Here is a 23,077-nt window from a genome sequence, read left to right on the forward strand (position 1 = left end):
TGCTCCTTGTTGTTGAACGGACTGTGTTGTTAAACAGATTGAGTAACTTCACGCTTTGTATAGCAATCCACATGCCAATTTTTATCTCATTGTTTTTACTAAATAATTACTTAATCCAAATTTCCCCTAAGTCAAATTTGAGCAAGAAGTTGCGCAGACCTCGCGAAAAAACGGCATCCATTGCGCAAACAGTGATTTATGCCAGAAAGTGAGCAATAAGTTGCGCAGAATGCGCAGTTATGCTGAAAATTTGAGATAGTAATATGAGATTTCCGTCTACTTGAAAGGTATCGACGATGGATGGGGAGGATATCCTCATAAATTTATCAATATCAAGCAGGGTAATAATCTCTCCAGTAACCAAAGCAGGCGAAGAAAACGTATTCGTCAATCATCGCCCAAAAGGTTGGCTGAGTTTTCAGACGGGTGTTAACCCATACCTGGATTTGCCAGTCAATTTTATTAACCAGTGATGCCCATTCTCGGAAAGACATGCCGTCAAGTAACTCGGACCAGCACAGCAGCGTCAGCATTTCCCGATCAAATAATTGCTGAAGGTTGTCACTTAATACCTCCAGATGCAGTCGCTCACATTCGCTGATCAGAATACCGCTCAGCATAGGTATCAGCGAAGATGGCGGGTAGCCTTCACTGGCAGAATAGCTCTGCTACCAGCTTCAATACGTGATATCCCTGATTGCTGCATTAGCCTGGTGGGAATAATCAGATGCGCTTTACTTGCTGGATGGCAAACCTATTCCTGACAATCGGGGTGATGTCACCATCCGACTGATGGACCATATTCGCGATAATCCCCATCAGCAGGAATACGAAGATGAGTATTTTAGCGTGCGTTACTTTCAGAAAGGCACCGGGCATCTCACTTTTAAACGCCCCGACCTGATCGATTAGATGAACGACATTATTGCCAAACACTATCCGGTGATGTTGGCGGCGAGATGACGGGCATATATGGACATTTGATGGAGCCGAGCGATGGGACTATTAAGCTCCCGAAAATGCTTCGATTTCCTCTTGCATCATAGGTACGATGCACTTGTACTTATGGAGCCTTTATTACTGTTGATTTTACGTCGTATGATTTGGGTAAGAAGTGAAGTCATCTTGCCCGTGGGCATTGGTTTGAGAGGGAGATTAACAAGATCATACAACGTGGCATTCATCTCTTAAGATGCGATCGGCAACGCATGTCGTCATGGTGCATTCTGTTCAAGAATTGATTAACACCACAGCAGGACTTTTCGCTATTATTTCCCTCTTTTTCCACCTGCATATAGTGAGTTATGGAACGTTTTATTGAGAATTTGATGTACTCATCGCGTTGGTTGCTGGCTCCTGTTTATTTCGGGCTATCTCTGGGGTTGTTGGCGCTGGCGATCAAGTTTTTCCAGGAGGTATTCCACGTCCTGCCCAATATCCTGAATATTGCGGAAGCGGATCTGGTGTTGGTGCTGCTGTCATTGATCGATATGACGCTGGTCGGTGGATTACTGGTGATGGTGATGCTGTCTGGCTACGAGAATTTTGTGTCGGCACTGGATATCACTGAAGGCAGAGAAAAACTGAACTGGCTGGGGAAGATGGACTCTGGCTCGTTGAAAAACAAAGTCGCGGCTTCGATTGTTGCCATCTCGTCTATCCATTTGCTACGTGTGTTTATGGATGCGCGTAATATCGAGGATAATAAGCTGATGTGGTATGTGATTATCCATTTGACGTTCGTGCTATCTGCGCTCGTTATGGGGTATCTGGATCGCATGTCGCGTCACGAGAAAAGTAAAGCGGTGTAATCAACGCCGCACAGTTTGCATAGCCAGAAGAAAGATCGGACCCTATTGTTAGTGAAGTGATTTATTACCATGCTTTGTCTAACGGAGGGTGCTATGTTGCAAACTGATCGCATTAATCGTCGTGTGGTTTTGGCTCAACGCCCGCACGGCGCACCAACGAAAGCGAATTTTCGTCTTGAACAACAGCCTGTTCCGCAAGTTGATACTGGCTATATCCTGCTGCGTACGGTCTTCCTTTCTCTTGATCCTTATATGCGTGGTCGCATGAGCGATGCCCCCTCTTATGCCAAACCAGTCGAACTGAATGACGTGATGGTAGGAGGAACCGTCAGCCGCGTGGTTGAGTCTAAACATCCGAGTTATCAGACGGGAGATTGGGTGCTGTCCTACAGCGGCTGGCAGGACTATGCACTTTCCGACGGGACAGGGTTAACCAATCTGGGACAGTCACCCACCAATCCTTCCTATGCCTTGGGGGTGCTGGGTATGCCGGGTTTTACCGCGTATATGGGGCTAATGGATATCGGCCAGCCTAAAGCGGGTGAAACACTGGTGGTGGCTGCCGCGACCGGGCCGGTTGGGGCGACGGTCGGTCAGATTGGGAAACTGAAGGGCTGCCGGGTTATTGGTGTCGCGGGCGGGGCGGAGAAGTGCCGCTACGCGGTTGAGGTTCTGGGATTTGATGCCTGTCTCGATCACCGGGCGGAGGATTTTGCCGAACAACTGAAGCGAGCTTGCCCTCAGGGAATTGATATTTATTTTGAAAACGTCGGTGGGAAGGTGTTTGATGCGGTACTGCCGTTGCTGAATACTGCGGCGCGTATTCCGTTGTGCGGATTAGTATCTGTTTATAATGCCACCGGGTTGCCCGATGGCCCCGATCGTTTACCGTTGCTGGCAGGCACGCTGCTGAAAAAACGTATTCGGATGCAAGGGTTCATTGTTTTTGATGATTATGGGCATCGTTTTGGTGAATTTTGGCAAGATATTTTGCCGTGGGTGGCAGAAGGTAAGATCAAGTATCGGGAAGAAAGGGTCGATGGGTTGGAAAATGCGCCTGAAGCCTTTATCGGCCTGCTGCACGGCCACAATTTTGGCAAATTAGTGGTCAGAGTTGGGCCTGACGCCTAGCGACTGAGTGTACTGATGCTGAACAGAAAGTTGGCGTAAAAATTGCCTGATCTTCCCTGTTATCGTGGCGGGGGAGAAAAGGTCAATGTATTCTGATTCTGCGTCGTTTCGCGTGCGGCCGTTGCAGCCGTGGTTTGTCATCAATGCGGCGGAAGACTATCTGAAGAAAAGTATCAGTCAATCGCCCATTGCCCATTTTTACAGCTTCACGGTTAATCGCGACGAGCCGATGACGCTAGCTGTACCGGATGGCAGCGTTGATCTGTTGCTGCACTGCTGTCGTGATGCGCCGAGCGGGCGTGTTTGCGGCAGCACGGTATCGGCACAGGTCACCCGGCTGATGCCCGGAGAGCGTTACTTTGGTGTGCGCTTTATGCCGGGGATCATGCCCGCTTTTCTCGACCTTTCACCGATGGAACTCGCGGGGCAAGAGATCCCTTTCGACGAGGTAGCGCCTGATGTTCCACGTCTACTGAGGCGCCTGGTTAGTCAGGATTTCAACGAACAGGTTAGCGTGTTTCAGCACTATTTTTCCTACTGGACAAACCGGTCTGCTCCCTCGTTGCTGCTGCAAATTATCGATCTGATTATGGCGCATGATGGCAAAATTCGGGTGGACGAGCTGGAACGGAAAACGCTCTATTCCGCACGCTACATCCACCGCTTGTTTCACGATAACTGTGGCATGTCACCCAAAACATTCTGCCGCACGATCCGCTTCCAGAGAGCACTTGCGCTGCTTAATCAGGGACATATCGACAGCCTGACGACATTGGCGCAGCGTCTTGAATACGCCGATCAGTCGCATTTTCTCCGCGAATTCAAGGCGTTCTCTTCCTGCTCGCCACAGCACTATCTGGCACGGCTACAGGCTGTGCGCTATCAAAATCGTATCCGCCAGTGCTGAACCGGCTTTGCCCTATCACGGCAGCACTAGGGTTATCCTGCGCTGCTTTTTTGGGGCCCTGTTCCATTTTTTGCGCAGTATGCACCAAAAAGACGCTATCGCTGCACCGTAATGTGTGCCGATTTATTCTATTTTCCCCTTCCTCGCCATTGCTATAAACGCTCCACACCGTGCGTTAACGCACATTTCTCTTGTGAAGCTTTCCTTGTGAATATTGTGAGGTTGTTTATGGCACAGGCAAAAGACGTTGTACCCGGTTTTTACACCATTGATGACGCGATCGCACTGGATGGCGACACCACGCGCGCGCTGCAACTGACCCACCTGAACCGCATGCGCTCTTTGGATGGTCATGCCAAATATTTTGTCCGGGCTGAGGGCTGCACCTTCATCGACGATAAAGGCGAAAAGCATCTGGATATGATTGGTGCCGTCGGCGTGGTGACCGTCGGCAATAACAATGAGTTTGTGTGGTCCTGCTTGCAGAAGTGTTTCGACAACCGTTTATTCATGATGGGTGCCATTTCCTATCACAACGTGGCGGCGGCGTTGGCACACAACATGGCGCTGCTCTCGCCACAGGGGAAACTGACCAAAATGGGCACTGCGACCGGCGGCGCGGAAGCGATTGAAGGGATGATCAAACTGGTTAAGCTCGGCACCCGCCATAAAGCACATAAAACCCATATGTTGGCGACGCTGGGCGCGTTCCACGGTAAGACATCCGGCGCAGTATCGCTCGGCGGGAAGGATAAGTGGCGTGCAGGGCAACAGCCGACGCTGGGTAATATTGATCATGTGACCTACGGTTCTGTCGCGGAACTGGAAAGTGCGCTGGCGACCGGAAAATACAAAGCATTCGTCATGGAACCGATTCAGGGTGAAGGCGGGATCATTGTGCCACCGGCAGGCTATCTGAAGGCTGCACGCGAACTGTGCGATCGCTATGACACATTGCTAGTCCTGGATGAAATTCAGTGCGGCGCGGCGCGTACCGGTAAGTTCTGGTGCTGTGAACACGACGATGTGGTACCGGATTGTATTGTCTTTGCCAAGGGACTGTCTGGCGGGCTGGTGCCATTTGGCGGCTATCTCTGTACGGAATCCTTGTATGAAGCCGCGTATGGCACCATCGAAACCTGCTACCACCATACTGCTACCTATCAGGAGAACACCCTGAGCGCGGCGGCGGCACTGGGCGCATTACAGTTCATCATCGAAAACGATCTCTGCGGCATGGCGGAGCGCAAAGGCGCACTGATGATGCAGCGGTTGCGTGAGATTCAGGCGCGTCATCCGCAGGTGATTAAAGACGTTCGCGGTAAAGGCTTGATGATTGGTCTTGAATTCGGGCGTTTGCCGGAGGCGCTGCACGCCAGCATGGGCGAATACTATTCGGCGGCGATTGCCGGACTGCTGGTGGAAAAATGGCGTATCCAGGTGAATTTCACTATCAACAACCTGGCGGTGTTCCGCTTCCTGCCACCGTTAACGATCAGTGAAGAAGAGCTGGATTATGCGCTGAACGCCTTTGAATCTGCGTTGAATGATGTGGTTGAGCAGGTCGCTCTCGTTAACGCTTCTGCGGCGACGGTGTGAGGAGGCGGCGATGACATTTACCTATTCACAGCCGGTCAAGCTCTGTATTGGTCGGGGAGAAGTCACCCGCGTGGGTGAGGAAGTGGCACAGTGGGGGAAGTGCGTGTTGCTGGTGACGGGGAAAAGCAGTTGCCGCCAAACCGGGCTACTGACACGGTTGACCGATTTGTTAACCCAAAGTGGTGTGCGTTGGGTGCTGTTCGATAGCATTGAGGCGAACCCGCTTACCACCACCGTCGATGATGGCGCTGCGCTGGCGCGTGAGCAGCAGTGTGATGTGGTACTTGGCGTCGGCGGCGGCAGCGTAATGGACGCGGCGAAAGGCATTGCGTTTATGGCATGTCAAACGGGCAATCTGGTGGACTATCTGTTTCAGCCGCCAACTCGCAACGAGGCGCTGCCTCTCGTACTCGTCACCACCACGGCGGGGACGGGCAGTGAAGGCAACTGCGTCGCAGTCTTCACGAACCCGGAAACCCACGATAAACCGGCGTTTTTTTCGCCGGCTCTGTACGCGAAAACAGCGATTGTTGACCCGACGCTGATGGTCACCCAGTCGTCCCGCATGGTGGCGTCAACGGGTTTTGACGCACTCAGCCATAACATTGAAGCGCGGGTGGGCAAATTCTGCAATCCGATGACGGAAATCATGACGGAACGCGCTATTCGGCTGTTGACCACCTATCTACCGCGTGTCTGCCGTGATGTAACCGATCTGGACGCCTGGGATCAGGTGTGTTGGGCGAATACGCTGGGTGGAATGGCGATCGGGATGTCGGCCTGCGGCCTGCCACATGCGATGGAACACCCGCTGAGCGGTTTATACAACATCACTCACGGTGAGGGGCTAGCCGCGTTGTATCCCGAACTGATGCGTTTTTCCTGTGATGACAATATCGCGGGGTTCGCGGCGGTTACGGCGGCGATGAGCGATAGCGTAACGCACCTCAATGACGCCGAACGGGCAAGGCATAGCGTCTATCTGGTACAGCGTTTGCTGGAAAATATCGGGTTGACGTTTACGCTCCGCGATCTGGGCGTGCGTGAACAGGATATCCCCTGGCTGGCGGATAACTGTATTCAAACGATGGGCGTGAGTCTGGAACAGAATCCGCGTCCCGCTTCGCGTCAGGACATCGAATCGCTGTATCGCACCTGCCTGTAAGGCGGCATGACGGCAAGGGATTAACCACCGACCCGATTGCGCGGCATCACGCTATCTGGTTCGTTTTGTGTATCCGGGGGCAAGATGAATACTCATCAACTGAAGAAAAACAGCCTGGGGCTGTGGTCGTTGGTCTTTTTTGTGGTGGCTGCCGCTTCGCCGTTGACTGGCGTGGTCGGCGGTCTGCCGGTCGCGATCTCCGCAGGCAATGGGGCGGGGATCCCTGCGGTTTATCTGATGGCTGGCGGCATACTGCTAATTTTCTCTTTTGGCTACATCGCCATGAGCCGCTATGTGACCAACGCGGGCGCCTTTTACAGCTACATTACGCTGGGCATGGGGCGTCGCGTGGGCTTTAGTGCCTTATCCGTCGCGCTGCTGGCCTATTTCGCTATTCAGATCGCGGTGGTTGCGATGTTCGGTTTTTTCAGCAGCATGTATCTACAGGAACATCTGGGCATTGAACTGCCGTGGTGGTTCTACAGCGTGATGATGCTGTTGCTGATGTGCCTGTTAGGGATTGAGAGTGTGGAGGTTGGTGGGCGCGTACTGGGCGTGCTGATGCTGATGGAAGTGGGCATCATGCTGGTGGTGGATATTGCGGTTCTGCTATCGCATGATACCGCGCCGCTTACACTGGCGGCGTTTTCGCCCAGCGTGATTAATCAGGGCAGCATTGGCATTGCGTTGATTTTCAGTATCGCCGCTTTTATTGGCTTTGAATCAACGGCGATCTACGGTGAAGAGTGCCGCAACCCTGAGAAAACCATTCCCCGTGCGACGCTGGCCGCCGTGATCTTGATTATGCTGTTCTTTGCCTTCACCAGTTGGATGATGGTGCAGGCTTACGGGGTAGATCAGGTTAGGCAGCAGGCGATTAACGACCCCGGACGCTTTATCCTGAATGTATCGACTGCGCTGGTTGGCAAATGGTCTGAACAGATGATATCGCTGTTACTGATCACCAGCCTGTTCGCAGCGGCTCAGGCGTTTCACAATAATATCTCACGCTACCTGTTTAGTATCGGGCGTGACGGTGTTCTGTCTTCCAGATTGGCGCAGGTGAGTAAAAATAAAGGCACGCCTTACGTGGCGAGCATCGTACAAACGGTCTTTGTGCTGGCCGTGCTGTGTGCGATGGTGGTAGCGGATCTCGATCCGATGATGCAGATCTTTGCGTTAGGATCGGCGATTGCGACAATGGCGATTCTGTTGCTTCAGGTGGGTGTATCGCTGGCGGTGATTCGTTTTTTCCAGCGAGAAATACATCTTCCGGTCTCACGCTGGAGCCGCTTATGGGCACCGCTGATCTCCACGGTGGCTATGCTTCTGGCGCTGATTATGGTGGTCAGAAACGTTGATGTGCTGAGTGGTTCATCATCCCAGATCGTTTCGCTGCTGCCTTGGGGCGTGTTCGGCATTGCCATCGTGGGTTACCTGTCAGCCAATCGGGTGCGCCTTCCCGCGCCGCAGGAAAATATGCCGTAACTCTCCATCATCAACTGGGCTCATTATGGCGAGATGAGCCTGGTTTATGGGGAGGTGATTTTTTATTCTTAGCAGAAATTAAATCGGAGATAAAAACTCCATAAGTAATAAAGTAAAATCATAATATAAGTAGTGGTTCTGGCTATGCTTCTCTTTATAAAGAGAAATGGAATAGATAATGGGATGATAATAAACGCAAAGAAACCATCGGAATCTCCTTCAGGTATCTCACAGAGGTTTCTTATTTCTACCCCATCAACCGTCCCTTCATAATCTCTTATTGATGTGACCAATATAATCATGGCGCAGAGAATTGAATAGATGTAAAAGCAGAGATTAAAGGGGAATGTATTGACGTTTTTCATAGTGGTTCATCTGTACGGGCATACGCTAAATCGCGTATAGAAATGGTATGAGTAATACATCAGGATGGCAGAGGGTAATCATTTTTTCTCAAATGAAATAATAATGACTTTCCTTTCATTATCTTGTATGACGCTAACGCTGTTATCTCCTTTTTTCCAAATTTCCCCACCCTTAATCCAAAACATATTTTCATGTTTTTTAAAGTCCAGTTTGTTGAGGTAATTGATTATTTCTGATTTTTTTTCAAGGTTAACATTTGAAAAGAAAACACTGTTAGTTGACCCAGATGTACCATCTGGGGAATCATATTCAATCGAGTAATTTTTTGAAATAAAAGGCATTTCCTTTACCTCTTTAAAGGTGAGTAAATGATACCTTATATAGTCATCTTTTGTATAAGAATAATTTGCATTCACGAATAAATACGACAACAGTAGCATAAACCCTATGCAAGTAATGAAAAATGCAGTGATTTTAATAATGTTACTCGATTTGAATAGTGACACGGCTTTCTACTCCAATGTTGAATCCTGTTTTATCATTAAGATGTGTTAAAAGATCACTCTTTTCAATATTATTTATGGGTGATACTGATTTCATAAATTCAGGAAGAACAGTGTAATAAGGCCTAGCATTATTTGGGTATTTCTCTGGGTGTGGGAAAAGTAAGGGTCTAAATTCTTTGTTTTTATATTGTCCTATAGGTCCATAGTAATCCCACCTTATAAATGTGTCGGCTTGACTAGCAACCCTGAGTTGAAGTAAATAATTGATGTTATCTACTGCCCGATAAAATCCGAGTAGATTAGATACTAAATCTTCACCACTATATCCACTATCACTGTACCAACTGAATAGCGGTGAACCTTGATAGGATTCGAATAGATGACTTGTATACATAATAATAGTGAGAGCGACTCTTTTTTTATCATGCGGAGATAGCCCTTTCCTTATTTTCCATCTTGTGGTTTTTGATGTTCCGTATTTGAATCCTTTTCCCATGTACTGTGAGTATATGACAATAAAATGGTCTTCTATTCTCTCTTCACCTGAATTTATTGCAGCCATTAATGCCCTAGCATCATCCCCTTTGGCATGAGCTAGGTCTACCCATCCTAGTACCTCAGTATAAACTAATGTTCCTTTTTCTATATCACTTCTTTTGCTCATAAAGAACCTATAATTTACTATAAAGTTAACTAGGTGGTGTTTTTTTGGTAATTCAGTACATATTTTCCGTTAATATGCTGTACCCCGATGTGCCTGCAATATTGTGTTGGCAGGTAATGCTTTCATAACGCAGGCTCAGGATTTCAAATGGCTGCATATCGTTATGCGTCAATGAATTGGGGTTCTGATTAGAGAGGTTGACAATAGACGCATCTTTTAATGTTATTGTCATGTAGTTTTCTTGCGTGCCACTGGCGGAGGTGCGGTAATACTTCAACTCGCATTCCAATAGTTCATTGTTAGAGATGCTGGTGAGCAGAAGAGGTGTTGATTTATCAACAATTTTAGTCACGGAAAAGGGGTGATGATTGACGTGTCGGTCTCGTGATAAGTCGTAATTCGTTGCATAAACAAAAATTTCATCCTCGTGACCAGCTATATGTTTATTTCCTACAGAGTCGATACTTAAACACCCTTCAGATATCAGTCCCTGAATTTTCCCGGTGATCTTCATAAAAATAGAATTAGCCATTCGTATCACTCCCTGTTAAAAAATCCTTGTTGGGAACGTTATAACGTAAATTTTTTTTGAAAAAAAGAAAAACTCAACTATTTAGTCATAAATATGATCTTTGTCAGAAAAATGTCCTTTCCAAAAAAACTATAATTTCTTGTTTTTATTGACAATCTACTATGCGGGGTAAGGTTTTTTATTATTATGCTAATTATATTTCAATGGTGTGTTTATTATATAAGTGAAAAGGACTCGTGGCTTAAATAACTATGGGAATGATTGAAGAGGTTAGTGCTTTAATTAAGGGAGAAACGTTATTGATAACTCGCCGCGTAAGCGGCGAGGCTTATTGATCCATTCTGGTTTTATTATTTCCCGGCGCTAAGCCAGTCTGGCAGATCGTGCAATCCCATTGCCTGACGTACCAGCGTGGGTTTAATACCGGGCAGTTTATCCGCCAATACCAGACCGACATCGCGCAGCAGCTTTTTCGCCGGATTGTCGCCGTTAAATAATTCACGGAATCCCTGCATGCTGGCCAGCATTACCGCAGCGCTATGTTTGCGGCGGCGTTCATAGCGTCGCAGATACAGGTGTTGGCCGATATCTTTGCCTTGTGCCTGTAAGCGCTTTAGCTCCGCGATCAGTTCGGCGACATCCATGAAACCCAGATTGACGCCTTGTCCTGCCAGTGGGTGAATGGTGTGCGCTGCGTCGCCGACCAGCACCAGTCGATGGGACGCGAAACTGCGAGCGTAGCGCCCCATCAGCGGGAAAGTCTGGCGTTCGCTTTCCAGTTCACATCGCCCCAACCGCATATCAAAGGCCATCGCGACCTGACGCGTGAATTCTTCCACTGACACGCTTTGCATCGTCTGTGCTTGTTCCGGCGCAAGCGACCAGACGATCGAGCAGAGGTGCGGATCGTCCAGCGGCAGAAACGCCAGAATCCCGTCGCCGTGAAACGCCTGACGTGCCACAGACTGGTGTGGATGCTCGGTACGAATGTTGGCGACCAGCGCGTGATGGCCGTAATCCCAGAAGGTCAGTGGAATATCCGCATGCTGGCGCAGCCACGAGTGTGCGCCGTCTGCGCCGACCACTAATCTGGCGGTCAGCATGTTGTCGTCCTGCAACGTAATAAAGGCTTCGTTCTCGCCCCAGGCAACCTGTTTTAATGACGCAGGGGAGAGCAGGGTGATGTCGCTTAATTGGGCAGCACGTTGCCACAATACCTGCTGAATCACCGGGTTTTCAATGATATGCCCAAGATGGGAAAAACCGAATTCTTCGCCGCTAAAGCTGATTTTACCGAAGCTGTCTTTATCCCAGACCTGCATACCGTTATAAGGACTGACGCGCTGTGCCACGAGAGGCTCCCAGACGCCGATATGACGTAGCAGGCATTCACTGGCGGCGTTGATGGCGGAAACGCGCAGGGCATGATCTTTCCCGAGCGTCTGAGGCTCCGCAGTCTGTTTCTCCAGTACGGCGATACGCAGGCCGCTCCCCTGCAAGCCGCAGGCCAGCGCCAGACCGACCATACCGCCACCGGCAATAACCACGTCGAATGATTGCATTTCCGTATTTTCCTGTTGGCGAGCTTAATTAACGTTCTACCCAGCCCAGTGTGCGACGGGCAAAGGCATCGCGCATCAGCGGCAGGTTATTCATGGCGATGAGGCCGAGGTTACGGCCGACGGCCAGCGCGGTGTAGCGGTTCGCAAACAGCCTGACGAGTCCATCGGTGATCGCCACCGTGGTGTGTTGATCGGGCGAACGCCGTTGCTGATAGCGGTTGAGCACCGCGTACTGGCCGATATCCTGCTGATTTTTCGCCGCATCCACAACGGTTTCCGCCAGCGTCATTACATCGCGGATCCCCAGATTAAAGCCTTGTCCGGCAATCGGGTGCAGCGTTTGTGCCGCATTACCCACCAGCGCCAGCCGATGGCTGATGTGGTGGGTGGCCGTCAGTAAGCGTAGCGGATAGCTGTGGCGTTCACCGATATGGGTAAACTGCCCCAGACGCCAGCCGAAAGCCTGTTGTAACTGTTGACGAAAGTCGGCTTCACTCCAGCCATCGACCTCATGTTGACGCTGTTTATCATGACACCAGACGAGTGAGGAACGGCCGTTGCTCATCGGCAGTAGCGCCAGCGGGCCGTGCGGGGTAAACCGCTCGAACGCGCGTCCGTGATGAGGCTCAGAGGTGGTCACATTAGCGATCACGGCGACCTGATCATAATCGTGTTGTTGCCACTGAATACCGCAGGATTGCGATAGCACGGAGCGAGACCCATCGGCGGCAACCATCAATTGCCCCGTGAGCGTGGTGCCGTCGTCCAGTGTGAGCGTCGCGTTTTCTTGCGTTCTTGTCACGGCAACCACCTTGGCCGGACAGTGCAGACGCACGCCGGGTGCCTGTTGCAGCAGGGAAAACAGACGTTGTCCGATGTCGTGCAGTTCCACCACATGGCCTAATGCCTGGACGTGATAGTCGGAGGCTTTTAGGTTCACCACGCTGGCGTGCCCGCGTTCGCTGACATGAATGTCGGTTATCGCCGTTGCCGCGCTGGATAGCGACTGCCACATGCCCAGCGCCGCGAGCTGCTGACGCGTGCCGTCAGACAGCGCGATAGCGCGCGCGTCAAATCCCGGATGTGCCTTGTCGAGTGGCGAATGTGCCTCGATAAGATCGACCGGGACTGCGCCCTGTGAAAGCCGCGAGATCGCCAGCGCCAGCGTCGCGCCCGCCATCCCGCCACCGACAATCATGATCGCCATGTTGTTATCCTTTGCAAGTACAGCTTAGTGTTGCTTGTCATGCCATTGCGCCATCAGCGCTTCAATAGCATCGGCGTCTTTGACGACGCCAGCCGTCAGATTTTCATTACCGTTTTCGGTGATCACGATGTTGTCTTCAATGCGCACGCCGATTCCCCGGTACTGTTGCGGCACTTTGGCATCGGTGGCGATGTAAAGGCCGGGTTCGATGGTCAGCACCATTCCCGGTTCTAACGGGCGGCCTCGGTCGGTTGTGCCGTAGTCACCCACGTCATGTACGTCCAGGCCTAACCAGTGGCTGAGGCCGTGCATAAAGAACTGACGATGTGCCTGCTCGGCAATTAGCTCTTCGACTTCACCTTTCAGCACGCCGAGTTTGATCAGGCCGCTGACCATGATGCGTACCACTTCTTCGTTCACTTCGCGGATGCTGCGACCGGGGCCAAACAGTTCCAGCGCGCGCAGTTGTGAGCGCAGCACAATGTCGTAAATAGCACGCTGCGGCGCGGTAAATTTGCCGTTGACGGGGAAGGTTCGGGTAATGTCGCCCGCGTAGCTTTTGTATTCACAGCCCGCGTCAATCAGCACCAGATCGCCGTCGCGCATTTGCGTTTCGTTTTCGGTGTAGTGCAGGATGCAGGCGTTGTCGCCGCTGCCGACAATGGTGTTGTAAGAAGGGTAACGTGCACCGTGGCGGGTGAATTCGTGGTGAATTTCGCCTTCAAGCTGGTATTCATACATGCCGGGGCGGCATTTCTGCATGGCTCGCGTATGCGCCAGTGCGGTAATTTCGCAGGCACGACGCATCACACTGATTTCTTCCGGCGATTTAAACAGACGCATTTCATGCACCCACGGACGCCAGTCAGTTAGCGTGGCTGGCGCCGAAAACCCTTGACGGGTGCCGTTACGCAAGGTATCCAGCGCGGCGAAGACCAGCTTATCGGCGTAATCGTACTGCCCTTGGGCGTGATATACGACGTCCAGCCCATTGAGTAATAAATGCAATTGTGCGCCGATTTCGCCAAACGGCAGCGCGCGGTCAACGCCGAGCTTAGCGGGGGCGGCTTCCTGACCGAGACGACGACCAAACCAGATTTCTGCCGTCAGATCGCGTACGCGGTTAAAGATCACACTGTGATGGTGTTTCGCGTCGCTTTTTACCAGCAGCAGCACGGCTTCTGGTTCGTTGAAGCCGGTGAAATACCAGAAATCGCTATTTTGACGATAAGGGTAGTCACTGTCGGCATTGCGCTGCGCTTCCGGCGCGGCAAAAATAATCGCTGCGCTGCCCGGTGCCATTTTTTCCAACAGACCCTGACGACGACGAAGAAATTCTTGTGGGTTCATCACCTGCTCCTGAAAGTAGTCCGTGCGGTTATCTTTCCCTTCCGCTCTCAATAAGGCATGTCCTGCATGAGGCTGCCTTGAGGAAATTAATGCAGCGTCGGTTTTTGCTGCTCGGGGGCCGTCACCACGCGTTGGCTGGTAAATTCGTTATGGCACAAAATGGCAGAAACGCGAACATACTCAATCACTTCTTCCAGTGATTGCTCCAGCTCTTCCTGGTCTTCATCTTCATCGTAGCCAAGCTGTGCAATGTTGCGTAAATCTTCGATGGCTTCTTTTAGCTCGCCTTTAGCCTTGTTCAACTGCGGCTGCACCACACCCAGCCCAAGCAGGAAGTGATTGACCCAGCCTGCCAGCGCATCGGCGCGATCGAAGACGCTTACGTCATCCTGTGCATCGTCAGGCAGATAAAGTTGGAATAGAAAGCCATCATCTTCCAGCGCTTCACGCGTGGCCTGATACAGATCCTGAAGCGGCTGTGACAGCGTTTGGGTAAACGCCATGCCTTCATTGGTCAGTTCGAAAACCAGCGTTCTCCAACTGTCATCATGGTTTCCACCACACAGCATCCCGCTGATTAAACCGTGCATTTCTGCTGCGGTCAGCGCGACCTGCTGTTGGTGGAGCAGTTGGTCAAGGCCTTCATAGGCGGGAAACGTATTCTCTATAGACATGCGGATTCGTCATCGTTGGCTGGATTGGTTCGTGCTATGCTACCACCAAGCTCCCTTTCGATACCAGAAAGGGCTTGTATCTTAGATCTCGGCTATATATAGTGGCGCCCGCTTTAACGAACCCGATGTTACGGGTAATGCTCATGCTATGCGGCACGCGGGCGCAAGAACGACAAAAGGCAGGAAGGTGGTATGTCTGCACAACCAGTAGATATTCAAATTTTTGGCCGTTCGTTAAGAGTGAATTGTCCGCCAGAACAACAGGATGCGTTGAATCAGGCTGCGGAAGATCTTAACCAGCGGTTGCAAGATCTTAAAGTTCGCACTAGAGTCACCAACACAGAGCAACTGGTGTTTATTGCCGCGCTGAATGTGTGCCACGAACTGGCGCAGGAGCGGGGTAAAACGCGTGATTATGCATCGAATATGGAACAACGTATTCGTATGTTGCAGCAGACCATCGAACAGGCATTGCTGGAACAAGGTAAGATCACGGAACGTCAGGGTGCGCAATTTGAGTAACGTCGTATTTTGACAAAAGTACGGTGTTTTTACGCGATAAGACGTGCTAAGGTTTATCGCGAGTAACGAATAAAATTTCTCTGAGATGTTCGTCAGCGGGCCAGTCCCCTGAGCCGATATTTCATACCAACAGAATGTAATGCTCTGCGGTTGGTGAGCACGCTCGGTTCGTCCGAGAAGCCTTAAAACTGCGACGTTATGTTCACCTTGAACCAAGGGTTCAAGGGTTACAGCCTGCGGCGGCATCTCGGAGATCCTCTTTCTTTTATCATTCCTGACCCGTGGCGAATACAGCCCATGTCATCTCCTGATTCCTCGATATTTCCCGACACACTCTGCTCTTCCACAGTAGCACGTCAACAGATTCGCCAGATTGTGCGACAAAAACGGCGTTTACTGACGTCAGAACAGCAGACGTTATTTGCACAGCAGGCGTGTGAACGCGTGATGGCGCACCCGAAAATTATTCGGGCGGATAGTGTGGCGGTATTTCTGTCGTTTGATGGTGAACTGGATACTCAACCATTGATTCAACGGCTGTGGCAGCAGGAGAAACGCGTTTATTTGCCGGTTCTGCATCCGTTTCGCGCTGGGTATTTGCTGTTTCTACGCTATGCGCCAGACACCGTGCTGGTACGTAATCGCCTGAAGATTATGGAACCGCGTTTGGATGTGAGGCAGGTGTTGCCGTTACCGCAGTTGGACATTCTGCTGACGCCGCTGGTGGCATTTGATCCGCAGGGGCAGCGGCTGGGGATGGGCGGCGGCTTTTACGACCGGACGTTACAGTATCGCAACCTGATGTCTCGTGGGCCTTATCCGATTGGGTTGGCCCACGACTGTCAGCAGGTTGACGCATTGCCAGTGGAAAGCTGGGATATTCCGCTACCTGAAATCATTACCCCGTCCCGCCATTGGCAATGGAGCACGCGCTAACTTTTGATCGGCTCAGGGGGCCGATCGTGACCCAGCATCTGCTGGACCAATTCCACGCAGTGCAGGAAACGCGAATCGTAGTCCGACGCTTTGATGTAAACGTACTGAATATTATTTTGGGCCAGCATCGTTTTTAGCAGATTCTGGAACTCGGAGCGGGCAGCGGCGCTACCTAAGCTGCGTAGCCCGTCAGCCACCCATGGCGTATTGTTCTCCAATAAAATCACCAGATCGAAGCGATATTCGTCAATCAGCGCCTGAACGAACGGGTGTTCACGACCCTCGTATTTTTTGCAGAACGCTTGTGTGGTGACAAAATCGGTATCGATAAAGGCGACTTTATTGGCGTATTTAACCGCAAAATCAATGTACTGCGCCTGACCCAGCGCGATCTTGTCGTAGTCGGAATATTGCAATGCCATCTCGTCGCCCCCCAGGTGGGAGAAGACGTAATCACGGCCATATTCCCAGGCGCTGGTGGTGTTGAAAATATTCGCCAGCTTGTTCACCAGCGTGGATTTACCGCTGGATTCGCCGCCAAGAATGGCCACAGTACGCACAAAGAACGGCTTCACTTCGGTCGGGATATAGTCCCAGTAGCGGAAGGGATCGTGACGAATCTGCGAACCGCTGATGTTCATAAAAGATCGCTGTGGATCAATCAGGACCGCCTCAATGCCCAGATGCTGGCGATATTGCGGGGCATCCTGTTCTTCACTGGTGTAGACAAAGTTAGGCGTGATGCTTTTTTCCTGCATGAACGCCTGAATCCCTTTACTCCACACATCCCAGCCGTGCGGGTACGGTTCCATTCCTTGCTCATTAAAGGCATGAATATGGATGTTTTTCTGATACTTAAAGGTCTGCAATAACCAGCGCAGACGGTCGCTGACGGTAGGCTGCTGCGACATCGAGCTGTTCTCAAACAGCAGCCGGTCGCGCGGTTCGTCGTAACCTAAAATCACATGCAGTTCATCGACCTGGCTGCACGCACGTTGGATCAGATAAATGTGGCCAGTATGTAGCGGGTAGAACTTGCCGAAAACGACGCCAACGCTCTTTTCATAGCGGGGGAATTCCAGCTCAAGAAAGCGATGGAGCGCTTCCAGCTTCTGTGCGCTAGGGCTTTTGATTTTGGCATTAAGTAATTGACTGAGATAGCCTTTGGTCATATCGGTTGCATCGGCAACCTGCTGTAGGGTGCAACCCTTCTGCCGAATGGCGGATTTCAGGTAATCAAATGATGACATAGCGTAGCGCTCTTGTTTATTTTACTAAACAAAATACCACAAAACATGGCAATATCCGCGATTTTTTCACACTGCTGTTTAGCTCAGGGTGAACAGGAGAACCGCGTAGCAGATGCCTTTCTGTGGCTCGTTTAGAGATCGTCGAGGATTGCCAGCGCATCGGCCAGCTTTTTCACGCCGAACACCTGCATACTGGCAGGCGCTTTCTTCGGCATATTGGCATGAGGAACGATGGCGCGTTTGAAGCCGTGCTTGGCGGCTTCAGTGATGCGCTCTTGCCCGCTGGGAACGGGACGGATCTCACCTGCCAGACCGACTTCACCGAAAATAACAAGATCCTGCGGTAATGGGCGATCGCGGAAGCTGGAGACCAGCGACAGCAGCAGCGCCAGATCGGCACTGGTTTCGGTGACCTTAACGCCGCCGACGACATTCACAAAGACATCCTGATCCGACATCTGCAAGCCGCCGTGACGATGCAGAACCGCCAGCAGGATGGCTAACCGGTTCTGCTCCAGCCCGACCGCCACGCGGCGCGGGTTAGACATCATCGATTGATCCACCAGCGCCTGAATTTCCACCAGCAGCGGGCGCGTGCCTTCCCACACCACCATGACCGAACTGCCGGATGTGACTTCGTCCCCACGGCTGAGGAAAATCGCCGACGGATTGCTGACTTCGCGTAGCCCTTGTTCCGTCATGGCGAATACGCCCAGTTCATTGACGGCGCCAAAGCGGTTTTTGTGGCTGCGCAGAGTGCGGAAACGGGAATCGGCATCGCCATCCAGCAGCACGGAGCAGTCGATGCAGTGTTCCAATACTTTTGGCCCGGCGAGTGAGCCGTCTTTGGTGACGTGGCCGACCATCACGATCGCGACGCCGCGCGTTTTGGCGAAACGCGTCAGATAGGCCGCCGTTTCGCGTACCTGTGCGACGCTACCGGGTGACGACTGGATATCGGCGAGGTGCATGACCTGAATGGAGTCGATCACCATCAGCTTGGGTTGTTCCTGCTCGGCAATCAGGCAAATCTGTTCGATGCTGGTTTCCGATAGCATGTTGAGATTCTGGGTGGGTAGATTGAGGCGGTGCGCCCGCATCGCCACCTGCTGCAAGGATTCTTCCCCGGTGACGTACAGGGTTTTCATGTTTTCTGACAGCTTACACAGCGTTTGTAGCAGCAGAGTACTTTTGCCTGCGCCGGGATTGCCGCCGATCAGAATGGCGCTGCCGGGGACGACGCCGCCGCCCAGAACGCGGTCAAACTCCAGAAAACCGGTAGAAAAGCGGGGCAGGGCTTCAAGGCTGATGTCCGATAGTTTTTGGACTCGGCTGACGCCCGCGCTTTCACCCGCGTAGCCAGTGAGACGGTCGGAGCGTGACGCCGCCGCCGCCGCCAGACGAACTTCCGTAATGGTATTCCAGGCATGGCAGGCGCTGCACTGCCCTTGCCAGCGCGGATAGTCAGCGCCGCATTCATTACAGACAAACGCCCGTTTGACAGCTTTTGCCACGGTTCACCTCCAACAGATTAACGCTTTTCGTGTCTCATACTGCCGCTGAGAATGCACAGCACTCCGGTCAGATCGGCGTGACGGATGGTCACCGCAGACTGCTCGTTGACCTTGGGTTTGGCGTGATAGGCAATACCCAGGCTGGCGGTTTTGATCATCGGCAGATCGTTCGCGCCGTCGCCGATTGCGACAGTTTGGTGCATCGGGATCGCCAGCTTCTCCGCCAACGCTTGCAGCGTGGTGGCTTTATACTTCGCATCGACAATCGTACCGATGACCTCGCCCGTCAGTTTGCCGTCCTGCATACCTAATTCGTTGGCCACCGCGGCGACCAGACCTAATTCGTCACGCAAATAGTCGGCAAAATAGGTAAACCCGCCAGACGCGATGGCGACGTGCCAGCCCGCTTCCTGAAGCTGACTCACCATGTTACGCAAGCCAGGCATCAGCGGCAGCGTTTTACGTACGGTCTGTAAGATAGTGGCGTCGGCGCCTTTTAATGTGCCAACACGCTGGCGCAGGCTCGCGGAGAAATCCAGCTCGCCGCGCATTGCGCGTTCAGTGACTTCAGCAACCAGTTCGCCTGTGCCCGCCAGTTTGGCGATTTCATCAATACATTCGATCTGAATCGCAGTGGAATCCATGTCCATGACCAGCAAACCCGGCGAACGCAGCGTCGGCGCGTTGCGCATGGCGGCGACATCAATACCCAGTTCGTGTGCCAGCTTGGTAGCGCGTGGCGTCAGCGTGCCCGCCAGGCGTACGACCTGATAATCACCTACGTTCCAGGCGCTCACGATCACCATCGCACAGCCCAGTTTACGCTGGTAGCGGGAAATCAGGTTTTTATCGAGGACGTCGCTGTAAATCAGCCAGCCAGTGTCGCCAGCACGGTAGTCAAGCGGCATCACTTCGTCACCGCTCAATGATAATGGCAGCCCTGGCCAACAGTTGATCTCATCTGGGAGATCACGATAGGTCAGACTATTCGACATGGGGTAAATCCTCTGCTGGCAATAGTGCGATAAAGTCGTGTGATAAAAGAGGGATGTGGCGTCGAGCAAACATATCCCTCCAAAAACAGGGCAACAAGCTATCCTATCGTTGGCGCTTCTGGCAACATGAAAGTATCCAAATCGTGTAAGGATTATCATGGTTCGCGCCCAGGTAAAATTTCGTCTACACCGCACGGCAATTGTGCTGATTTGTCTCGCTTTGCTGGTGGTATTAATGCAAGGTGCGTCCTATTTCAGTTTGAGTCACCAGATGGCGCATTCTGAACAGGTTGAAGATCTGGCACGCACGCTGTCCAGACAGGTGGCTTACAGCCTTTCGCCACTGATGGGCAGCGTGGATGATAATAGCCAAAAGATTAATACCATCCTCAAGCAGCTTACCGATCACAGCCGCATTCTGGATGCCGGCGTCTATCAGCAGGATGGCTCGCTGGTGGCGCATGTCGGGGAACAGGTACAACTGCGAGACCGGCTGGCGCTCGACGGCAATCGGGTCGGTAGCTACTTTAACCATCAACTGGTGCAATCGATTGAGGGAAAAGAAGGGCCTATCGGTTTCCTGCGCATTACCTTAGATACTCATGTGCTGGCGACCGAAGCCAGACAGGTGGATAACACTACGAATATTCTGCGCCTGATGATTTTACTTTCAGTGGCTATCGGCATTATTCTGACCCGCACGCTGTTGCAGAATCGTCGTACCCGTTGGCAACAGTCGCCTTATCTTCTGACGGCAAGTACGCCAGTGAAAGAAGAAGCCGATGACGCTGAGAGTGAAACGCCGCCGGGCGGCGGTGCGGTAGTGAAAAAAGAGGGGGAAGAGAAAAGCCTCTGAGAGAGGGATCGCTGCCCGTACCAACGCCTAACTTACCCCGCGTTTTGACGGGTGTTTATGCCATCACCGATTGTGTCTGCACGTTAAATCAGGGAAAATGCTCGGCTATAGTTTATTTCCGCTTTGCCTGACGATCTCATCGGTGTGCTGTTGACTTGATGCTGACGCCGGGTGGCTAACAAAAGAAACCTGAAAATCATGTCTCCAAGTGAATACGCCCGCGAAGTCTCTAAAAGAAGAACGTTCGCTATCATTTCTCACCCCGATGCGGGTAAAACCACGATTACTGAAAAGGTTCTGCTGTTCGGACAGGCGATTCAGACTGCCGGTACGGTAAAAGGGCGTGGTTCGAACCAGCATGCGAAATCCGACTGGATGGAGATGGAAAAGCAGCGTGGGATCTCCATCACCACCTCCGTGATGCAGTTTCCCTACCGTGAATGTCTGGTTAACCTGTTAGATACGCCGGGGCACGAAGACTTCTCTGAAGATACCTATCGTACGCTGACGGCGGTTGACTGCTGCCTGATGGTGATCGACGCCGCAAAAGGGGTCGAAGATCGTACGCGTAAGCTGATGGAAGTCACCCGCCTGCGCGACACGCCGATTCTGACGTTCATGAACAAGCTCGACCGTGACATCCGCGATCCGATGGAAGTGCTGGATGAAGTCGAGAGCGAGCTTAAGATTGCCTGTGCGCCGATCACCTGGCCGATTGGCTGTGGCAAATTGTTCAAAGGCGTATACCACCTTTATAAAGACGAAACCTACCTGTACCAGAGTGGTAAAGGCCACACGATTCAGGAAGTGCGCATCGTTAAAGGGCTGAATAACCCGGATCTGGATACCGCCGTTGGCGAAGAGCTGGCTGCGCAACTGCGTGAAGAGCTGGAACTGGTACAGGGGGCATCGCACGAATTTGAGCTTGAGGCGTTTCTGGCCGGCGAACTGACGCCGGTCTTCTTTGGTACGGCGCTGGGTAACTTTGGCGTTGACCACATGCTGGACGGCTTAGTCGCCTGGGCGCCCGCGCCGATGCCGCGTAACACGGATACGCGTGAAGTCACGGCGGCGGAAGAGAAATTCACCGGTTTTGTGTTCAAGATTCAGGCCAATATGGACCCGAAACACCGTGACCGCGTGGCGTTTATGCGCGTCGTGTCTGGACGATATGAAAAAAGCATGAAGCTGCGTCAGGTTCGCACAGGTAAAGACGTGGTGATTTCAGATGCGCTGACCTTTATGGCGGGTGACCGTTCCCACATTGAAGAAGCCTATCCGGGCGATATCATCGGGTTACATAACCACGGCACGATCCAGATTGGCGATACGTTTACGCAGGGTGAAGACATGAAATTCACCGGTATCCCCAACTTTGCACCGGAACTGTTCCGTCGCATCCGCCTGCGCGATCCGCTCAAGCAGAAACAATTGCTGAAAGGGCTGGTACAACTGTCTGAAGAAGGTGCGGTGCAGGTCTTCCGTCCATTGACCAACAACGATCTTATTGTTGGTGCTGTCGGCGTGTTGCAGTTCGATGTGGTGGTTGCCCGTCTGAAAACGGAATACAACGTTGAAGCGATTTACGAGTCGGTTAACGTGTCTACCGCACGCTGGGTCGAGTGCAGCGATGTGAAGAAATTTGAAGAGTTTAAGCGTAAAAACGAACTGCATCTGGCGCTGGATGGCGGGGATAATCTGGCTTATGTGGCGCCGACGATGGTGAACCTGAACCTGACGCGGGAGCGCTACCCAGAAGTGACGTTCCATCAAACGCGCGAGCATTAATTTTCATAACGGCAGTCATGTTTATCGCTGCCCCGATTTACAATGAGGCGGTTGATTCGCCACCGTTTCACGGAAATCATCGTGGCTGTGGTGTGTAAATAGCGACCGTTTTGTTAAAATAATCATTACCCGGTTATGTTTGGTTTTAGGCCAAAAATAGCCGGGTTTTTTATTTTTAAATACATTAAAAAACAATGTATTAAATGTATTTTCTGCAAATTTCCCCTTTTCGTTCTGGTGCCACAGACAAATCT

General features: G+C 51.7%; 22 protein-coding genes, 1 other RNA gene and 1 pseudogene. 12 read left to right on the plus strand and 12 right to left on the minus strand.

Going from position 1 to position 23,077, the window contains the following annotated elements:
* Positions 1–332 precede the first annotated feature (332 nt).
* Positions 333–620 (minus strand): hypothetical protein, encoded by a 288-nt coding sequence (locus OI69_RS17810; protein ID WP_052198399.1) that lies wholly within the window; start codon positions 618–620, stop codon positions 333–335.
* Between the two features lie 112 nt (positions 621–732).
* On the opposite strand from OI69_RS17810, the pseudogene OI69_RS19540 reads away from it, so the two are divergent.
* The 7 genes and pseudogenes from OI69_RS19540 to OI69_RS17845 all read left to right on the plus strand — a co-directional run.
* Positions 733–912 (plus strand): annotated as a pseudogene (locus tag OI69_RS19540) (DUF4942 domain-containing protein); the annotation flags it as partial.
* A gap of 392 nt (positions 913–1,304) precedes the next feature.
* Positions 1,305–1,811 carry a TIGR00645 family protein gene (locus tag OI69_RS17820; protein WP_039353645.1) on the plus strand — a complete coding sequence of 169 codons (507 nt, stop codon included), beginning with the start codon at positions 1,305–1,307 and terminating at the stop codon, positions 1,809–1,811.
* Positions 1,812–1,904: 93 nt separating this feature from the next.
* The gene (locus tag OI69_RS17825) at positions 1,905–2,942 is read left to right on the plus strand and encodes an NADP-dependent oxidoreductase (RefSeq protein WP_039353647.1); all 1,038 of its coding nucleotides are present in this window, start codon (positions 1,905–1,907) and stop codon (positions 2,940–2,942) included.
* A gap of 85 nt (positions 2,943–3,027) precedes the next feature.
* Positions 3,028–3,849, plus strand: coding sequence for a helix-turn-helix domain-containing protein (locus OI69_RS17830; protein WP_039353650.1), 822 nt, complete (start codon positions 3,028–3,030; stop codon positions 3,847–3,849).
* Positions 3,850–4,077: 228 nt separating this feature from the next.
* Positions 4,078–5,448 (plus strand): aspartate aminotransferase family protein, encoded by a 1,371-nt coding sequence (locus OI69_RS17835; RefSeq protein ID WP_039353653.1) that lies wholly within the window; start codon positions 4,078–4,080, stop codon positions 5,446–5,448.
* A gap of 10 nt (positions 5,449–5,458) precedes the next feature.
* Positions 5,459–6,613, plus strand: a complete 1,155-nt coding sequence (locus OI69_RS17840; protein WP_039353656.1) for an iron-containing alcohol dehydrogenase — start codon at positions 5,459–5,461, stop codon at positions 6,611–6,613.
* Between the two features lie 84 nt (positions 6,614–6,697).
* Positions 6,698–8,101 (plus strand): APC family permease, encoded by a 1,404-nt coding sequence (locus OI69_RS17845; protein ID WP_039353659.1) that lies wholly within the window; start codon positions 6,698–6,700, stop codon positions 8,099–8,101.
* Positions 8,102–8,169: 68 nt separating this feature from the next.
* Here OI69_RS17845 and OI69_RS19545 read toward each other — a convergent pair whose 3' ends face one another.
* The 8 genes from OI69_RS19545 to OI69_RS17880 all read right to left on the minus strand — a co-directional run bounded on the left by OI69_RS19545 (position 8,170) and on the right by OI69_RS17880 (position 14,962).
* On the minus strand, positions 8,170–8,466 hold the full coding sequence (locus OI69_RS19545) for a DUF2645 family protein (protein ID WP_072034325.1): 297 nt from the start codon (positions 8,464–8,466) through the stop codon (positions 8,170–8,172).
* Positions 8,467–8,544: 78 nt separating this feature from the next.
* On the minus strand, positions 8,545–8,883 hold the full coding sequence (locus OI69_RS17850; RefSeq protein WP_154715581.1) for a hypothetical protein: 339 nt from the start codon (positions 8,881–8,883) through the stop codon (positions 8,545–8,547).
* Between the two features lie 67 nt (positions 8,884–8,950).
* Complete coding sequence (locus OI69_RS17855; RefSeq protein ID WP_039353662.1) at positions 8,951–9,637, minus strand: hypothetical protein; 687 nt, start codon at positions 9,635–9,637, stop codon at positions 8,951–8,953.
* A 52-nt stretch (positions 9,638–9,689) separates the two neighbouring features.
* Positions 9,690–10,169: an Hcp family type VI secretion system effector gene (locus tag OI69_RS17860; protein ID WP_039353665.1), complete on the minus strand. Its 480-nt coding sequence runs from the start codon at positions 10,167–10,169 to the stop codon at positions 9,690–9,692.
* 350 nt (positions 10,170–10,519) lie between these two features.
* Positions 10,520–11,731 (minus strand): FAD-dependent 2-octaprenylphenol hydroxylase, encoded by a 1,212-nt coding sequence (gene ubiI, locus OI69_RS17865; protein ID WP_039353667.1) that lies wholly within the window; start codon positions 11,729–11,731, stop codon positions 10,520–10,522.
* Positions 11,732–11,759: 28 nt separating this feature from the next.
* Positions 11,760–12,938 (minus strand): 2-octaprenyl-6-methoxyphenyl hydroxylase, encoded by a 1,179-nt coding sequence (ubiH, locus tag OI69_RS17870; RefSeq protein WP_039353671.1) that lies wholly within the window; start codon positions 12,936–12,938, stop codon positions 11,760–11,762.
* Positions 12,939–12,962: 24 nt separating this feature from the next.
* Positions 12,963–14,288: a Xaa-Pro aminopeptidase gene (pepP, locus tag OI69_RS17875; protein ID WP_039353674.1), complete on the minus strand. Its 1,326-nt coding sequence runs from the start codon at positions 14,286–14,288 to the stop codon at positions 12,963–12,965.
* An 86-nt stretch (positions 14,289–14,374) separates the two neighbouring features.
* On the minus strand, positions 14,375–14,962 hold the full coding sequence (locus tag OI69_RS17880; protein ID WP_039353677.1) for a YecA/YgfB family protein: 588 nt from the start codon (positions 14,960–14,962) through the stop codon (positions 14,375–14,377).
* Positions 14,963–15,154: 192 nt separating this feature from the next.
* Between OI69_RS17880 and zapA the strand changes: the two genes are divergently transcribed.
* From zapA to OI69_RS17890, 3 genes are all read left to right on the plus strand, one after another.
* Positions 15,155–15,484, plus strand: a complete 330-nt coding sequence (zapA, locus tag OI69_RS17885; RefSeq protein WP_010284667.1) for a cell division protein ZapA — start codon at positions 15,155–15,157, stop codon at positions 15,482–15,484.
* Between the two features lie 74 nt (positions 15,485–15,558).
* Positions 15,559–15,742: non-coding RNA, 6S RNA (ssrS, locus tag OI69_RS19550), on the plus strand.
* A gap of 39 nt (positions 15,743–15,781) precedes the next feature.
* On the plus strand, positions 15,782–16,420 hold the full coding sequence (locus OI69_RS17890) for a 5-formyltetrahydrofolate cyclo-ligase (RefSeq protein WP_039353680.1): 639 nt from the start codon (positions 15,782–15,784) through the stop codon (positions 16,418–16,420).
* Here the strand turns inward: OI69_RS17890 and nadR are convergent.
* The 3 genes from nadR to serB all read right to left on the minus strand — a co-directional run bounded on the left by nadR (position 16,417) and on the right by serB (position 20,179).
* A complete protein-coding gene (gene nadR, locus OI69_RS17895) occupies positions 16,417–17,670 on the minus strand; it encodes a multifunctional transcriptional regulator/nicotinamide-nucleotide adenylyltransferase/ribosylnicotinamide kinase NadR (protein ID WP_039353682.1) in 1,254 nt (417 codons plus the stop codon). The genes OI69_RS17890 and nadR overlap by 4 nt on opposite strands.
* 131 nt (positions 17,671–17,801) lie before the next feature.
* A complete protein-coding gene (gene radA, locus OI69_RS17900; protein ID WP_039353683.1) occupies positions 17,802–19,184 on the minus strand; it encodes a DNA repair protein RadA in 1,383 nt (460 codons plus the stop codon).
* 17 nt (positions 19,185–19,201) lie between these two features.
* Positions 19,202–20,179, minus strand: coding sequence for a phosphoserine phosphatase (gene serB / locus OI69_RS17905; protein ID WP_039353685.1), 978 nt, complete (start codon positions 20,177–20,179; stop codon positions 19,202–19,204).
* 157 nt (positions 20,180–20,336) lie between these two features.
* On the opposite strand from serB, the gene OI69_RS17910 reads away from it, so the two are divergent.
* Both OI69_RS17910 and prfC read left to right on the plus strand, forming a co-directional pair.
* Positions 20,337–21,035: a YtjB family periplasmic protein gene (locus tag OI69_RS17910; protein ID WP_039353686.1), complete on the plus strand. Its 699-nt coding sequence runs from the start codon at positions 20,337–20,339 to the stop codon at positions 21,033–21,035.
* Positions 21,036–21,233: 198 nt separating this feature from the next.
* Positions 21,234–22,823: a peptide chain release factor 3 gene (gene prfC / locus OI69_RS17915; RefSeq protein ID WP_039353687.1), complete on the plus strand. Its 1,590-nt coding sequence runs from the start codon at positions 21,234–21,236 to the stop codon at positions 22,821–22,823.
* Positions 22,824–23,077: the final 254 nt, after the last annotated feature.

This window comes from Pectobacterium fontis (assembly GCF_000803215.1).
Taxonomy (GTDB): domain Bacteria; phylum Pseudomonadota; class Gammaproteobacteria; order Enterobacterales; family Enterobacteriaceae; genus Pectobacterium; species Pectobacterium fontis.